Source organism: Allosphingosinicella sp. (assembly GCF_036402135.1).
Classification (GTDB): Bacteria; Pseudomonadota; Alphaproteobacteria; order Sphingomonadales; family Sphingomonadaceae; genus Allosphingosinicella.
This window is the reverse complement of the sequence record NZ_DASWTN010000010.1, coordinates 135,591-150,312: the sequence shown is the minus strand read 5'-3', so window position 1 is coordinate 150,312 and position 14,722 is coordinate 135,591. Positions and strand designations below refer to the sequence as shown.

The window sequence follows — 14,722 nt, the reverse complement described above, 5'->3', positions numbered from 1 at the left end:
AGCAGCCGTCCCCCGGCGAGCGCCGCCTCAACCTGACGGAGATAGGTGCTGTTGTCGGCTGAGGCATGTGAAGGCGACGCCGGCACTAAAAGCGCTGCCATTAGGATGATGAGCCACCTCATCCCTTCTTTCCGGCTCCTAGCCGATCATCGAAAGCGGTCGAATTGCCGCCGAGAAGAAGGACGACCCGGCTTGCGAGCGGCGATGCCGATACTGTTGTTCGGAAAGGAAGCTGGCGTGCTAGCGCTTGGGCTGCTGCGCTGCTTCCCGCAGGATAAAGGATTATGCTTTGACTGCGCTGCCTGTCCGCATCGCCAATGGCGCTATTCCTCCATCCTTTGCCCGCCAGATAGGTTTGCATGCGGCGCGCCTGCCCGCGGCGGCCGACGGCGTTCATGATACGGATCGAAGCGGCATGCGCCCTCTGCTTTTGAGGGCTCGTCGCAGGACGCCGCACGGTCGGCGGCGCAGATTTCGTGTCGCTTACGATCATTTCTGGAGCCTCAACTGAAGATGCCGAGCGGCTATCATCAACTTGCGCGGTAGCTAGCTTGAGCGGAGGGGCAGGGGGCAGGCTGACCGTTACCGACTGCCCCTTCGGGCTGACGAACGTAGGCTTGGCTTCTGCATGAGCGAGACTTTGCTCCGCCCCGTCGAAGGCTCGCTCTTCCTGCTCGAAGGCCAGTGCTTGGTCGTGAAGACCCTGCATCCGCAGAGATACAGCGAAATTGTGACGGGTTTTCGGGTCGCCGGGTCCAAGTGCAAGCGCTTCTTCGTAATAGCGGCGGCTAAGATCGAAGCGACCCATGCGATCATATGAGGCCGCTATCCCGTTCAGCGCATCTATACTCTCAGGGGACTGGCGTGCTGCCTTTCTGAAATTTTCTAGCGCAAGCGCGATATTCCCCAATCTGAATTGCGCCTTGGCTTGGGCAAGGAAGCGGCTGGTTTCCTGCGGCTGCACGAAGGAAGTTCCGACTGGCCGTGGTTCGAATTTAGCCGTCGTGCAGGATGTCGCCAACAAGCCGAGACAGAGAGTCTTCGCCCAGAAGTTCGCGCGCATTATCCGCCCCCCATAGCCGGCATAAGCTGTCGGATGACCCGGATGATGGCAGGCAGCATCAGCACGCCAATCATCACTGGAAGCATACAGGCGACGAGCGGGATCGAAATTAGAACTGGCAAGCGGTGTGCCTTTTCCTCCGCCCGTAGTCGCCTTTGTTCCCGCATTTCTGAAGCGTAGATCCGCAGCGTTTGAGCAATGCTGGAGCCAAGCTTGCTCGACTGGATGAGGAGCGTAGTGAAGGCTCTGATCTCGTCCATCCCGGCGCGTTCGCTCATTCGGCGTAGCGCATCTTCGCGCGAACGACCTGCGCGCATCTCAAGAACTGCTGTGCCGAGTATCTCCGCAAGAAGCGGATGGGACCGCGTCATTTCGAGCCCAACGCGGCCGAAGGCTGCTTCCAGCCCCAGACCTGCCTCGACGCATACTAACATAAGGTCGAGCGCATCGGGAAAGCCGTTGAGGATTTCGCGCCGCCGCCGGTCGGCTTTGGCGGAGATGAAGAGGTTGGGGAGATAAAGTCCCAGAAGTGCGAGGCCGCTGCCGATAAGATACAGCTTCATCATCCCGGGCGTTTTGGCGCTCATATAACTCAAGACGACGAAGAAGGCTGGCAGCGCAACGGTCAGCACGAGCCTGATGAGGGTGAATATCCGCGGCGCGGAAGGAGCTGTATAGCCAGCCGCGATAAGCTTGGCGCGGAGCTGGTCGTCCTTCGTGTCGGCGAGAGAAAGTCCTTGCTTCTCAATCAGATTTACGAGCCTGGTCCAGGCGCTCTCAATCTCCTTGTTGCGGAGTGAGCCAGCCTGCACGACATGGCCCCTGCCAAGCTGCTCCTCTAGGCGACGGCGTACGGCAACACGCCCGCTTGCGATGGTCAAGGTCGCCAGAGCCCCCAACGCGACAAGCAGAAATACGGCGAGGAGCAGGAGAGGTTTCGTCACCCAAGGCAGAGAAGTCAAAACCGTCATGTCACACCTTCAGGTCCACCATGCGGCGGATGATGTAGAAGCCGATGCCGTAGAGAAGGAGAAGGCCTACAAAGCCCGGCATGAAGGCGGGATCGTCGGCGACATCCAGGTAGAAGCGCGGATTGAGGATGAAGAGGCCGGTGAAAGACAGAACTGGCAGGACAGTGAGCATGACGGCGGTCATTCGTCCTTCCGAGCTCAAGGCTCGAACCTTCATCATCATGCTCGCCCGCTCGCGAATAACCTTCGAAAGGTTTTCGAGGATTTCGGCCAGGTTACCGCCGGTCTCACCCTGAACTGAAAGCGACACGACGAACATCTGCATGTCATCGACGCCGCAGCGATCTGCCATGTTCTGGAGAGCGTCGCGAAGGTCCGCACCGTAGGTCATTTCGTCGACGACAAGACCGAATTCGCTGCCGATAGGGTCAGTCATTTCCTGCGTCAGCAGTTCGAGTGCCGCGGCGATCGGGTGCCCCGCCCGAAGACCGCGCACGAAGACATCTAGGGCGATCGGGAATTGCTCCGTCAGCTTCTTGCGGCGCCGGTCGGCTTTCCTCCCGAAGTAAATGAGGGGGAGGCCGAAGCCGATCGCCACGGCGAAGGTGCCGATCAGCAGAACTTTGCCGCTATTGAGCAGGATGCCGCTAAAATAGGCGACCACAAGAAGGAGAGCGAATAGCACCAAAGCCGACAGCATCAGCATCAGCAGAAGCTGCGATGCCGAAATAGTGAGCCCGGCACCGGCGAGGGTCTTTTCCAGCTTTCTCGCCATGCCGGCGAGCGGTGGCGGAAGGGAGATCGCCTGCTGAGGCTTCTCCCTCAGCAACTTTGATAGCACCTTTTCCCGGCTCATGCCGCGGGCGATCAGCTGCAGCCGCTCGTTTACCGCGCGGACCTGCTGTCTGTTGCGGACGAAGAAGCGGACCCCGAGCTCCGCGAGCAGGATCACGGATCCGAACATCGCGGCGAGGATGATGAGGCGGATCGCGGACGGGTCCATCAGCCGATCTTCCTGTCGGGCCGGAAGAGATCGGCGCCCAATTCCTGGCCGTGCCGCTGCAGCTCTTCAAGAAATTTCGGACGGATGCCGGTCGCTTCGAAGTGGCCGAGCACCATTCCATCATCGGTGCGGCCGGTTTGCCGAAAGCGGAAGATTTCCTGCATGGTAATGACCTCGCCTTCCATGCCGGTGATTTCCGCCACGCTGAGGAGGCGCCGACGCCCGTCGAAAAGCCGCCCCACCTGAATAATCACGTTGAGAGCCGACGCGATCTGCGCTCGCGCCGAACGCGGCGCGATGTCGATACCGCTCATGCCGATCATCTGTTCAACACGGGACAGGGCATCGCGGGGCGTGTTCGCGTGCACCGTGGTCATGGAGCCGTCATGGCCGGTGTTCATGGCCTGGAGCATATCAAATGCCTCGCCGGCCCGGACTTCGCCGACAATGATCCGGTCCGGCCGCATGCGAAGCGCGTTCTTGACCAGGTCTCGCTGCGTGACTTCGCCACTGCCTTCAATATTGGAGGGACGGGTTTCAAGCCGCACGACATGGTCTTGCTGAAGCTGGAGCTCGGCGGAATCTTCAATCGTGACGATACGCTCCCGACCGTCGATGAACGCCGACATCGCGTTGAGCAGCGTCGTCTTGCCGGAGCCGGTGCCGCCTGAGATAAGAACGTTGCGACGGGCAGCGACAATCGCGCGCAGCACTTCCGCGATTTCTGCAGGAACGCTTCCGATCTCGGTCAGGCGAGCCATGTCAATCGGCACGCGGGCGAATTTGCGGATCGAGAGCAACGAACCATCGACCGCAAGCGGCGGCACTACGGCGTTTACGCGAGAACCATCAGCGAGCCTTGCATCGACGAGTGGCGAAGACTCGTCCACCCGCCGGCCGACGGCGCTCACTATCTTCTGGATGATCCGTAGCAGGTGCTTCTCATCCTTGAAGCGGGCGGGGCTCTTTACCAGCACGCCATAACGCTCGACGTAGATGCGATTGTAGCCGTTCACGAGGATGTCGGTGATGGTTGCATCCTTGAGGAGCGGCTCTAATGGGCCCAGGCCGAGCAATTCGTCGAGGATGTCTTTAGTGAGTTGCTTGCGCTCACTCAGGTTCAGGGCGTGTTTGTGGAGCGCCAGTTGTTCGGCGATGATATCGCCAAGCTCGTCCTCGATCTGCTGACGGGACATATCCTCCAGCGCCGACAGATTGATGAGGTCAAGGAGACTTTGATGCAGCTCGACCTTAAGGTCTGTGTTGCGATCGAGGTCCTGGAACGCAGCCGCGTCTCCAATGGTCATCAACCTTGCGGTTTCGCGCTCTGCCCCCGTAGGCAGATCTTCAGGCGCGGGGCTTTTCTTGATCTGCCACATCACCCCGCCCTCCTCGTCGCGGTCTGAGACAAGGCGCCCGCAATCGCTCCGAGATCCTTGGCGATCCTGCTCCGCTTATTGATTGACGAGACGGTCACACCCCGGTCGAGCGCAGTGCTCATCGTCTCGAAGTCGTTCGTCACGGTGAACGCCACATCGCGGCCGAGCGCGCGCGCCGCATCGTTGAAGTCGATGGTGCGGAAGAGCCTCTTTTCGACGCGGTTCATGACGACGTGCAGCGGGATGTTTGAAAGTCCCTGTTGCTCGATCAGCTCGATCTGCCTGCGCGCCTGCCGGAGGCTCGCAATCGACAATTCGGACACCAGCAGGATCGCATCCGAACGAGCAAGCGCCGAGAAGGACCAGTTGGTCCAATTCGTCGGAAGATCGATGAAGACCGTATCGAATTCCCGCGTCGCGAGGTCGAGCAAAGCGATCATCTGATCGGACCCGACCGCCTCCATCGGCATCATTTCCTGCGGCGCGGCCACGAAATGAAGACCTGAGGAATGTTTCGCCGTCACTGAACGAAGAAGAGCGCCATCGGCGCGGCTGCCGGCGTCGAGAAGATCTTTCATACCAAGCGGCGGCAGCGCGCCAAGATAGAGAGAGGCGCTGCCGAGCTGGATGTCGAGATCGATGAGGCAGGTCTCGCGTCCGTCGCCCGCACCCGCTGCATGAATGGCGGCGATCTGCGTCAGGAGGGCAGTAGCACCGACGCCGCCGACGCTTTTCACGATCGATACCAGGCGGCCTCTGCTTCCCCCAGCCTCGCCACGCGCCTCGATGTCGGTTCTGAGCCGTTCGAGGGCTTCGACGAGATCGGTAGCGTTGAGAGGGAGGGGAACAACGTCCGTCACGCCAAGTCGCATGAGGTTTCGCATGTCGGCGAGCGATGGGCTGTGAACAGCCGCAATCACCGGAAGACCTGGTGCGTCCGCAATCAACTTGTTGAGCGCAGCCGATGATGCGCGGCTTTCCTTCTTGACCTCGACGATCACTGCCTGCGCCCCGGGCATAAGCTGCGATGCGATCGGCGCATTGTCGTCGAGAAGACTTGGACGGAGATCGAAGCCGTTCAGCTCCGGATCCGGCTGGTCGGAGGCGGCCATCCCATCGGCCGAGAGCAGGACGTCGACGAGCAGCCCCTTCTTGTGCGGGCGCCATATGGGCAGGCTCACGGGTGACGGGTTCATGTGTGTTTCCTGCGGCTCAATTTGCAAACGACCCATCGCCGTCTTCCAGCGTGAGAGCCGATCTGAAGTCGGGAAGGATGATTGTTCGTTGAAAAGCGATCAGCGTCAGCGGCTGAAAAGACAGATCCGTTAGGCTAACCGTCACGAGCGGCGCTACGTCCGGTCCATTCGGATCGCCGGCATAGCCAAGGCCGGAATAATCGTAATCCACCTGCACGTTTTCAGCTCCGATTTCGGGCATGAAGAGCTGCATGCGCGCAACGATATTGTTGAAGACCACCAGATTTTCATCCAAGGCCGGGCAGGTCGCCTTACACGTGCATCCTGCTGAGGTGCATGTGGCGCCGCCGAAGGCACTTTCAGGCACCGGCTCCCCTTGAACAAGGCCGCCGTCTGTGGCGAAGCTGTAGGTCGCAAGGCCGGCAGGAATCATATCGGTGGCGACGGCATAGCGGACGCCCATTTGTGTTGCCTTTTCGGCACGGTTAAACGTCCACATCGCCCGGCCGACATCGATAATGCCGAACAGAAAGATGAGCAGAAGCGGGAGGACCAGCGCGAACTCCGCACCCCCCCCTCCGGACCGGCACCGGAGCAGAAGGACCGCGATTTTCATATACCAGTTACCGCCGCCTGCGACTGTGCATTGAGCACCATGCCGCCTGTGTCGAGGCCGATGCTGCCCAGCAGAGGCATATAAGGCACTGATGCTGAAACCGTAACGACCGGCGCTCCGGCTGCATTGCCGGTGTAGATGCCGGTATAGCTGCCGCTAGTATCGCAAGCGACGCTCACAGCTATTGTTGCTGGATCGGTCCAATATCCGAGCCGAGCCGTGCCTCCATCGGCAATCTGTCCTGTCCGCGCAATGTTGCGGGCTTTTGTTTGGACATCGTTATCTACGGCGCAATTTCCGCCGCCATCAACGAAATCGCTGAATGATCTGCGTGCCGCATAGCGCGCACTGTCTCGAACTGCCTTGGCGACGACATGCTCGTCCATGAAGTATTTGCCCAACTCGAAAGCGCTTAGCATCAGGCCGAGGAGCAGAGGCGTCACCAGCGCCATTTCGGCAGCCGCGGCCCCGCGGCTGTCCCGAGCGAAAGCGAGAAGAGGTTTTAGCCCCATGACCATCACTCGATCAGATACGGCACGTCGCGCAGCGTGACTTGACCTACCGTACTGCCGGCCGCGCCGCTGGAAGTTTCACCTATGACTTCGACGTAGACGTCTTTATCCTCGGTAACCGTCGTGGTGCCGCGTTTGCGTGGGAATGAGGGCTCCACCAGAAAAAGATCGATCCACTTAAGAACGGGAACGCCTGGATCAGACCCGTTCAACCCTTCGGCTTCGCAATTCAAGACAGCAGCCGAGATTCTCCGTCGGTCTACGTTGACGCCGCCGGGCGTGATACCAGGGGGCGCGCAGACCGGAGCGCCATGTGCAGTCCGCGCACTTCCGCCCGATCCGATGGTCTTTGGAGTGTCAATATTGGTCGTGTTTTCAAGCTCCCACTCATATACCTCATAGCGTGTAGCATTGGCGGAAAGACCGGTATTTGACTGCCAGGTAGCAGCATTGTTCCAACCGTAGTTGGATCGGAAATAGGCGTCTCTATCCCAAACGCCGTCACCTATTTGCTTGCCTCCACAAACCCCGTCATTGCTTACCGAATGGCAGATATCTCTCGGATGGCCCATGACATCTGGTGTGATGGTGGAGGGGAGCGGTGCGTTCACGGTGGGCCGATACGGATTGGCCGACTCCTGCCATCCCTGTCCCCCAGTTGTGCCGCAGCTATTGCCTTTGACTAGGTCCTTCCGGACATTTCTTGACGGCGAACAGGTGCCACCGGCAGGACACGTATTTGCACCATTCGTGTAGAGATCGAAGCGGGTATTAAGGGCGTTCATCACCACCGCGTTCATCCCAGGCTTCGTCGTGACGCCGTCTACAGCCATGCAGTCGCCTGACGGCGTATTGTAGCCCAGAGCCGCGGCAAGATTGCTGGCGCCGCTGCCAAAGCCAGTCTCTAGAAATCCAAAATTTCCCGGCGCGGACGCGCTCCCAGTGATGAGCTTTAGGCCAACCCCCCGCAGAGCGTTACCATCGAACGGAAACGCCTTGTTCGTATTTCCTATAGGTTCAGCCGGGTTGCACAGCATCACGGGAGGAACCTTACAGATAGCAGAACCAAGTCCCGCATAAGCTGTCGCGCGGAGATCGCCCGAGCTAAGCAAAGAAACGATGGGCGTCAGCGCGAACTCTGCCGTGCGGCTATTAACCGTCACCTCAACGAAATTGGCGTTGCTGTCGTCATCGGCCGGTGTGGTCTTCGCCTTGTCTTGATAGAATCGGATCATCCCCTCCGCGTCGCAGTCAGGCTCCGACTCCACCGTGATGGCTACCCCGCCACCATCATTTGCTAAGAGTGTCTGATTAGCGACGAAGGACACTGCGGCCGCGCTTGCGCGGGCGCAGGCCCCTGCCTTGCCGTCTAGCTGGGTGGCCGCGGCAAGCGCGGACTGATCGGCTCCGTTCTGCAGCTCCGTGTCTAGGCCCGCCATCCGCGCATAATCGAACGCAATGCCGCCAGCTGCGATAAGCGCGACAAGGGATAGAGCAACAGTGGGCGCTACCGCCCCTCCATCATTTTCCCGAAGGCTGCCGAGAGTCCGCCGCACGCCATCACTCCTAATTTTGCTTTGGCTGTCCGCCGGAGGAGCTTGTGCCAAGGGTAGCCGGCTGCTTGACGGTGCCTTTATAATAACGGTCGACGGCATCGGCGGCATGTTCGCCGGAGCCACCCTCCATCTCCTCTCCTTCGTAGGAAGGGTCGGGATCGATCACCTGCTGGGCTAGGTCCCAACGGAGGGCCTCGCCGAAACCCCGATCGATCGGAGCGCAACCGGATAGCGTGACGAGCGCTGCCAATAGTGCTGAGCGGGTGTGCTGCATCTTCTTCACTCCACGATGTGGCCGTAATCGCCCTCGAACCCGGTTTTCTGCCGCTCCGCTCCGGTCAGCGGACGGGGCACTTCCCCGATCGGCGCGACTGTGCTGGAGCGAGGGACAGGGGCAGGAACCGAGATGGGATCAACGGCGCTATCCGTCCTGCCCATGAGGAACAGGTCCAGTTCCTCGGGGGGCTGCACACGGTCGGTCGGCAGCTTCATCGCGGCGGCCCTGACCGGCTTCACCAGCCGCGGCGTCACTATAATGACGAGCTCTGTGTCCTCCTTTCGAAAACCTGTTGAACGAAACAAACTGCCGATGATTGGGATAGAGCCGAGGATCGGGAACTGCTGTACGGTATCCTCAAAGTCCTTGCGCAGAAGTCCCGCCAAGGCGAAGGACTCCCCATCACGAAGCTCAACCGTAGTCTTTGCACGGCGGGTCTGGAGTCCAGGGATAACAAGGCCATTGATCTCGATTGAAGCCGAAGGATCGATCGAACTCACTTCCGGCGCCACGACCAGATTAATGATGCCATCTTCAAGGACGGTCGGGGTGAAGGCGAGGCTTACACCAAAGGGCTTGAACTGGACGGTGATATTGCGGCCACCGATGCCGTCATCATCGTCATCGTCATCGTCATCGCCTCCGCTGCCGCCGCCTCCGCGCAGGATGGGAACCGGGAACTCGCCTCCCGCGAGGAAAGACGCGGTCTCTCCCGACAAAGCGACCAACGTCGGCTCAGCAAGGGTTGTGACAACACCCTTTCTTTCCAACGCGTCCAGGATCCCCTGAACATTCAGGCCGCCGAGGGTAAAGGTTTTAGCAAGAATGCCGAAGCTATCGACAATTGCACCGAGGTCGAGCTGGCCCGACACAAGACTTGCCTCGTTGCCAGTTACGCCTTGAAAACTGCCGCTGTCATTCGAGAAGATGCTTCCGACGCCTATCTCCTTTCCAGTCTGCCGCTTTATCTCGGAAAAGCGAACCTCCAGCATCACTTGCTGCGAGGCGCCAACGGATAGCATGTTGACGACTTTACCAGGCGCATAAGTCTCGGCGATCTGGACTGCGCGCTGAACGATGGGAGCACTCGAGACCACACCCGTCAGCACCACCGCGTCGTTCGACATGCGGGCGCCGATCTCGTCCTTGGGCAGCAGCTCCGCAAGCTGGCGCTTCAGCGTGACCACGTCCGGGCCTACCGCGATGTCGACCACTGCAATCAGCGTCTTGTTACGATCGTAGAAGGTGAGGCTCGTCGTACCCACCTTCTTTCCGAGCACGTAAACGGACTCGTTGGTCAGCGGCAGGACGTCGGCCACCTCGGCATTGCCGATCAGCGCCTGCGAATAAGGCCGCTCCACCCGGACCACCTGACTCTTGTTGAGCGGTACGTCGAGCTGCCCGGCATGAATGCCGCCCTCTTGGCCTACGGCATAAACCGATTGGCCCAACGCCGGCACGGAAGGAATGGCGAGCGCAAGCGCTGCCGCTCCTGTCATCATCCCCAATCGCATGACCTTAATTCCCCCCATAACGGCCAACTTCATAATTGCTGCCGGCCGTTCCCCTGATGACTTCGACGTTGGAAGTGACAGGCCGCGGTGGGGCCATCGGCTGCGGCGCAGCCTGGCGGCGGATGATTGGCCTATTATATTGCGGTACGTATCCAGACGCCCGGCGATAGGCTCCGGCATAGGCGCCGTGCCGTAGATCCCCCGAATCTACGGTCTGGACGAGCCCGCCTCCCGGCTCCATCATCGCGGATCGGAGGGCGAGGCTCAGCTGACCCACCGTTTGGGCGAGCGCCAGCTTCTGCGCATCTACCTGCGTCACCTCAAGTGTTGCGGTCTTCGCGAGCATCGGCTTTTGCGCGGAATCGTTGGCGCTCTGATCGATCGCGATTACGCGCACATCCTGAAGCAGGATGTCCGTCACCTGCCGGCCGTTGTCGCCGCCGGCGGTCCGCGTCACAAGTACGTCGACCCGGTCACCGGGCAGCACGAAGCCGGCTACGCCTGCCACGTCAGTGATGCGGATAGCGGCGGCGCGCATTTCTGGTGGCAGCAGCGCCGACAGCGTGGCGCGCCCGCCTTCGCCAGACAATTTCGTCCGGAGGATCGGCTCGCCCACCTCAATGGGCCGGAGCGCCGTGTGGACCTTCCCCGCCGGAACGATCTGCCGAAGGGAGCTGAACGTGCCCGGCGGCATGCTGCTGCGCGGCCAATCGACGAACCGGATCTTGTCTGCGGTCACCGGCATTCCGAATTCGAGCGGCACGCGGGCAACGGCGACCTGGGCCGTCGGCACTTCCCGGGCCTTCTGCTGGTTTTCGGCACCCGTCAGATAGACGTTCGTCAGGTAGACGGCGATAAGGCCCAACAAAACGGCGACACCGAGGATGACCAGCGATTGTCTACGCATGACGGTTCCACTCCCCAAAACCCGACGATCTCTAGTTATTAACAAAAAGTACAGCATGCCTTTGGGTAACGTCAAATATTCATGCCACTTTGTGTCTAATAAAGAGAATGATAGTGACAAATAAGCTTTACGTCATATTTTGCGTATTACTTTGTTATGTTCTTTTTATTTTAAGAAGGCGTCGTCATCGCGCCAGTGCCGGTCCGAGCGGCGCGCCCGTCCGCCGCCCGTGCCGCTCACTACGACGCTCCGAGAAGCGAAGACACCAGCCGACCCCCTGCCAGATTGCGGCGGTGGCGATGATCGCTGCATAGCCGTCGACCGCATAATGATAGCCGAGATGCACCGACCCCAGCAGGATGAGGATCATGAAGGCGGTCAGTCCTACGCCCCAGCCCACCGAGATCCGCCAGCCCAGAACGGCGAACAGGCAGGCGATGCTGAGATGCATCGAGGGCATGGCCGTGATGCCGCGGCCCAGACCGTGGCTGCCGAGCGCCGCCCATTCGAGGAGTTGCTGCTGAACATCGAGCGCGGCGAGCGGATAGACCCTGTCGGCGTCCGCCAGATAGTTCATCAGCGGGCTGAAATAGTCGCTCCCGTAGAAGTCGTCGTAAAAGCATGGCCCAACGGAAGAAAAGCCGATGGCCGCAAGGCTGCCCACCAACGCCCAGCACAGCACGTAGCTGATTAGGAACTGCAGCCGGACTTCCGGTCGCTCAACCCAGCCTGCAACCAACAAGGCGCCTATGTAGAGCAGCAGGATCCAGAGGTGATAGGCGCCGTTCAGAAGAAAGCTGACGAAAGGATAGCCCACCAGCGGATGGATCAGGCGCCAGGGATCGGTACCGTGTATGGCGCGGTCCAGCGCAATGAACTGCGGATCGAAGCTGAAAGGCGAAAAGGCCGGAATCGCACTCTTCAGCGCGGAGAAGGCCGGCAGGAAGACGATCAGAGTAAGGACGGCGGGAGCAGCCAGAATGAGGCGCTCCCTGACCTTCCATGCCGTCACGCAATGACGGACAAAGGCAAAGGGGCTTTCCGGCCGCTCCTTAAGGAGGCGGTAAACGAAAGCCGGGCCGGCAACTCCGATGAAGGCGGCGATATAAAGGAAAACGTTGGACAGATAGGCCGAGGGCCTGAAGAAAGGCAGCCCCTTCCATAAAAAGACCGCCAATATGGTCAGCCAATAAAGCGCCGCGACTGTGACGAACGGGCGATTTGCCGTAATGGAGGCGGCGATATCCTGCCGCAGACTTTCCAATTTCATATCGCCGCTCCCCCAGGGACGATAATCGCAGGAGGGCAGAAGCCCGCCTCACCGGAAGAACGATGAGGCGGGCTCAAGCCGAAGCAGCCAGGCTGCTCTTTGGGAATTAACCGCCGGTGGAAGCGGTGGCGCAGGAGCCTTCTTGACCACCGGTCTCGATGCACGTCGTCGCATCGCTGAGAGCACCCGCAATAGCGTCACCCAGGCCGATCGCCGCCAAGGCGATTGCCGAGCCGACAATGGCAAGGATCAAAGCATATTCGGCGGCAGACGCGCCACACTCGTCCGCCCAAAGGCGCTTGAATACGTTCATGTGTTCTCTCCCCAATTCGAGTCGAGCCCCGTGACTCAACAGAAAGAGAGTTGCGCCAATAGTTACCAGGGAGTCAACCAAAGTGATATATACTTTGGTAATAGTGCCTATTAGAGCCACAATTACTAAGACGCTTATTATAGAATACTAATAGACTTTTTATACGTCAGCTCTTCGACACGCTCTTATCGAGGACGCGACGCCAGAAAGAGATGGCCGCGTCTCTCAAGGAGGCGAGGCTGAATGCTACAGACAGGTAAGAGGTTCAGGCGGGTATGCGGTGCCTGAAGGTGACGTTCACCCGCTTCGACAGCAGGAGATACGGCGTCCACAGCGCCATGCTGATCAGCACTTTTTTCACGTTACCCTCAAGGAGGTCGTGGAGGCCTGTGCCTACCACCGGCGGAAGGTCTGGAGCGCCGGCCATGATCTTGGCAACACCGACTTGCATGAGGAGATCGATGCCCCAGATCGCGGCCAGCAGGCGCGGAAACAATGGCACGCGCCGAAGTGCCGCCACGAAAGCGATCGCATAGAGGCTGGATAGCAGGACCACGTCGGCGAGCATCAGCGTGAAGAGCAGGCTGAACCAAGATGGAGCAGCGCCGCTGAACGCGGGGATGGCCGTCAGAAATTCGAGGGTCCGCACCGGAACGTTGAGCAGCATACCCACCAGAAGGGAGGCCATCAAACCGCTGACACCGTAAAACGGAAGGCGCCTCGCCGCCGTCGGGTCGAGCTGCTTCCAGCGCCCGATACGAGCCAGCCGGTGCGTCGGCTGGGGAAGCCGGTCACCGCGGCGAAACCACCGAAGTGCAAGGATCAGCGACGCGATCGGCGCTCCCACTACCAATATATACGGAAGCAGCCCGGTAAGTTGCCGATCTAACGGCAAACCCCAAACCGCAAGCGAAAGCCTCAATGCGCAGGCAAGACCGGCCGCGATCGCCCAACAGACGAGAATCTTTGGAATGCCGTTCTGCAGCTGATCCACGAGAACGATGCTGCGGGCGTGAAGGTTCGACGCAACTCGGTTCATGACTTTCCTTCCCCGCAGGGCCGCTCGTTTAACTGGAGCGATCCTGCACCGGGGGTGGTTACCAATCCCCTAAACCGACGAGCCTCAGCCGTCGTTCCGCGGCGGATTTCCGCCATGTATTAAGCTTTATAACAAGAGTATTTGAATTTTCCTAAAGCCGCGATAACCATGGTTCGACAACAAACCTTATTCATCGGGGGTCCAGACTGCCTCTCTTGCAACAAGGGATGGCGACATGGGTGCATCGGTTCGTCGGAGAATCTTGGCAGCGTTACTGCTCGGGGCCGCGACATCTGTGGGTGCAGCGGCGGCGGAAGTGCCGTCCCCCATTTCCAGCAAGAACGAAGCAATTTTGGGCGGAATGTCCGCGCTCGAAAGGATCGCGGCTGAGCAGGCAGGGCTTGCCGCTGCTCCAGTCATTGCGGATGCTTTGCCCACGGCGTTGCCGGTGCCGGGAGCACGCTCCTTCCTGCCGCAGCCCCAACAGGGGACCGCCTTTATTCCGCCTGCAGATCCCGTGGCTGAGGATCGCCCGAACATCTTTGGCTCGGTAGCCCTGGCTGTTTCGCGGACCCCGCTCGACGCGCAGTGGCGACGGGCAGGTTCGGCGGCTCTGACGGGAGCGGGGCCTTGGAAGACATTAGTGGCTTCGCTGCGCACGCTTGCGCCGGAGAAGCGGCTCGAGGCAGCGAATATTTGGGTCAACCGCAACATCAATTTTGTTGAAGACCGCGATCAATATGGACGCAACGACCTTTGGGTCGAAGGCGCCCAGTCCTTGCGCCGCGGCCGCGGCGACTGTGAGGATTATGCGCTCGCCAAGATGCAGCTGCTGCGCGCCGCGGGTATTCCCGCCCATGACATGTATCTCGCGATCGTGAAGGACCTCGTCCGCCGTGCCGATCATGCGGTGCTGATTGTCCGCACTAACGGACGTTTCCTGGTGCTGGACAACAACACCGACCGCCTCGTCGATGCGAACGCTACCCAGGATTACCGGCCCATCTTCACTTATGGAGCCGCCGGATCCTGGACGCATGGCTATACGAGAACCGCAGACGCACCAAGAAACGGCGGCGGCCCCAGTCTGGCCGCAGCCCGCTAGA

General features: G+C 60.0%; 15 protein-coding genes and 1 pseudogene. 1 reads left to right on the top strand and 15 read right to left on the bottom strand.

Annotated elements, in window-relative coordinates; genetic code table 11:
• Positions 1-118: 118 nt before the first annotated feature.
• The 15 genes and pseudogenes from VGD10_RS03490 to VGD10_RS03420 form a co-directional block, all read right to left on the bottom strand.
• Positions 119-1,063 (bottom strand): LytR C-terminal domain-containing protein, encoded by a 945-nt coding sequence (locus tag VGD10_RS03490; RefSeq protein ID WP_331039400.1) that lies wholly within the window; start codon positions 1,061-1,063, stop codon positions 119-121.
• Positions 1,063-2,034, bottom strand: a complete 972-nt coding sequence (locus tag VGD10_RS03485; RefSeq protein WP_331039399.1) for a type II secretion system F family protein — start codon at positions 2,032-2,034, stop codon at positions 1,063-1,065. The genes VGD10_RS03490 and VGD10_RS03485 overlap by 1 nt, the downstream gene beginning before the upstream one ends.
• A gap of 1 nt (position 2,035) precedes the next feature.
• Positions 2,036-3,037 carry a type II secretion system F family protein gene (locus VGD10_RS03480; RefSeq protein WP_331039398.1) on the bottom strand — a complete coding sequence of 334 codons (1,002 nt, stop codon included), beginning with the start codon at positions 3,035-3,037 and terminating at the stop codon, positions 2,036-2,038.
• The gene (locus VGD10_RS03475; RefSeq protein WP_414639495.1) at positions 3,037-4,416 is read right to left on the bottom strand and encodes a CpaF family protein; all 1,380 of its coding nucleotides are present in this window, start codon (positions 4,414-4,416) and stop codon (positions 3,037-3,039) included. The genes VGD10_RS03480 and VGD10_RS03475 overlap by 1 nt, the downstream gene beginning before the upstream one ends.
• Positions 4,416-5,612, bottom strand: coding sequence for a pilus assembly protein CpaE (locus VGD10_RS03470; RefSeq protein ID WP_331039397.1), 1,197 nt, complete (start codon positions 5,610-5,612; stop codon positions 4,416-4,418). Before VGD10_RS03470 ends, VGD10_RS03475 begins: the two co-directional genes overlap by 1 nt.
• Positions 5,613-5,628: 16 nt before the next feature.
• Positions 5,629-6,075, bottom strand: coding sequence for a pilus assembly protein (locus VGD10_RS03465; RefSeq protein ID WP_331039450.1), 447 nt, complete (start codon positions 6,073-6,075; stop codon positions 5,629-5,631).
• A pseudogene (locus VGD10_RS03460) lies at positions 6,076-6,228 on the bottom strand (TadE/TadG family type IV pilus assembly protein); the annotation flags it as partial. It abuts the gene before it with no gap.
• Complete coding sequence (locus VGD10_RS03455; protein WP_331039396.1) at positions 6,225-6,740, bottom strand: TadE/TadG family type IV pilus assembly protein; 516 nt, start codon at positions 6,738-6,740, stop codon at positions 6,225-6,227. The gene VGD10_RS03455 and the pseudogene VGD10_RS03460, both read right to left, overlap by 4 nt.
• Positions 6,741-6,745: 5 nt before the next feature.
• Positions 6,746-8,296, bottom strand: coding sequence for a Tad domain-containing protein (locus VGD10_RS03450; RefSeq protein WP_331039395.1), 1,551 nt, complete (start codon positions 8,294-8,296; stop codon positions 6,746-6,748).
• Between the two features lie 10 nt (positions 8,297-8,306).
• On the bottom strand, positions 8,307-8,570 hold the full coding sequence (locus VGD10_RS03445; protein WP_331039394.1) for a hypothetical protein: 264 nt from the start codon (positions 8,568-8,570) through the stop codon (positions 8,307-8,309).
• A 5-nt stretch (positions 8,571-8,575) separates the two neighbouring features.
• Positions 8,576-10,120: a type II and III secretion system protein family protein gene (locus tag VGD10_RS03440; RefSeq protein WP_331039393.1), complete on the bottom strand. Its 1,545-nt coding sequence runs from the start codon at positions 10,118-10,120 to the stop codon at positions 8,576-8,578.
• Positions 10,092-10,994 (bottom strand): Flp pilus assembly protein CpaB, encoded by a 903-nt coding sequence (cpaB, locus tag VGD10_RS03435; RefSeq protein WP_331039392.1) that lies wholly within the window; start codon positions 10,992-10,994, stop codon positions 10,092-10,094. Before cpaB ends, VGD10_RS03440 begins: the two co-directional genes overlap by 29 nt.
• A 184-nt stretch (positions 10,995-11,178) precedes the next feature.
• On the bottom strand, positions 11,179-12,264 hold the full coding sequence (locus VGD10_RS03430) for a phosphatase PAP2 family protein (RefSeq protein ID WP_331039391.1): 1,086 nt from the start codon (positions 12,262-12,264) through the stop codon (positions 11,179-11,181).
• A 106-nt stretch (positions 12,265-12,370) separates the two neighbouring features.
• Positions 12,371-12,577, bottom strand: a complete 207-nt coding sequence (locus tag VGD10_RS03425; RefSeq protein ID WP_331039390.1) for a Flp family type IVb pilin — start codon at positions 12,575-12,577, stop codon at positions 12,371-12,373.
• 265 nt (positions 12,578-12,842) lie between these two features.
• A complete protein-coding gene (locus VGD10_RS03420) occupies positions 12,843-13,616 on the bottom strand; it encodes a DUF2569 domain-containing protein (protein ID WP_331039389.1) in 774 nt (257 codons plus the stop codon).
• A 361-nt stretch (positions 13,617-13,977) separates the two neighbouring features.
• Here VGD10_RS03420 and VGD10_RS03415 point away from each other — a divergent pair, with 361 nt between their 5' ends.
• Complete coding sequence (locus VGD10_RS03415) at positions 13,978-14,721, top strand: transglutaminase-like cysteine peptidase (RefSeq protein WP_331039388.1); 744 nt, start codon at positions 13,978-13,980, stop codon at positions 14,719-14,721.
• Position 14,722: the final 1 nt, after the last annotated feature.

Coding starts and splice junctions, on each gene's coding strand:
- VGD10_RS03455 (WP_331039396.1), bottom strand. CDS start 6,740: ATGGGGCTAAAACCTCTTCTCGCTTTCGCTCGGGACAGCCGCGGGGCC.
- VGD10_RS03485 (WP_331039399.1), bottom strand. CDS start 2,034: ATGACGGTTTTGACTTCTCTGCCTTGGGTGACGAAACCTCTCCTGCTC.
- VGD10_RS03470 (WP_331039397.1), bottom strand. CDS start 5,612: ATGAACCCGTCACCCGTGAGCCTGCCCATATGGCGCCCGCACAAGAAG.
- VGD10_RS03490 (WP_331039400.1), bottom strand. CDS start 1,063: ATGCGCGCGAACTTCTGGGCGAAGACTCTCTGTCTCGGCTTGTTGGCG.
- VGD10_RS03475 (WP_414639495.1), bottom strand. CDS start 4,416: ATGTGGCAGATCAAGAAAAGCCCCGCGCCTGAAGATCTGCCTACGGGG.
- VGD10_RS03440 (WP_331039393.1), bottom strand. CDS start 10,120: ATGAAGTTGGCCGTTATGGGGGGAATTAAGGTCATGCGATTGGGGATG.
- VGD10_RS03445 (WP_331039394.1), bottom strand. CDS start 8,570: ATGCAGCACACCCGCTCAGCACTATTGGCAGCGCTCGTCACGCTATCC.
- VGD10_RS03430 (WP_331039391.1), bottom strand. CDS start 12,264: ATGAAATTGGAAAGTCTGCGGCAGGATATCGCCGCCTCCATTACGGCA.
- VGD10_RS03420 (WP_331039389.1), bottom strand. CDS start 13,616: ATGAACCGAGTTGCGTCGAACCTTCACGCCCGCAGCATCGTTCTCGTG.
- VGD10_RS03415 (WP_331039388.1), top strand. CDS start 13,978: ATGTCCGCGCTCGAAAGGATCGCGGCTGAGCAGGCAGGGCTTGCCGCT.
- cpaB (WP_331039392.1), bottom strand. CDS start 10,994: ATGCGTAGACAATCGCTGGTCATCCTCGGTGTCGCCGTTTTGTTGGGC.
- VGD10_RS03425 (WP_331039390.1), bottom strand. CDS start 12,577: ATGAACGTATTCAAGCGCCTTTGGGCGGACGAGTGTGGCGCGTCTGCC.
- VGD10_RS03465 (WP_331039450.1), bottom strand. CDS start 6,075: ATGGGCGTCCGCTATGCCGTCGCCACCGATATGATTCCTGCCGGCCTT.
- VGD10_RS03480 (WP_331039398.1), bottom strand. CDS start 3,037: ATGGACCCGTCCGCGATCCGCCTCATCATCCTCGCCGCGATGTTCGGA.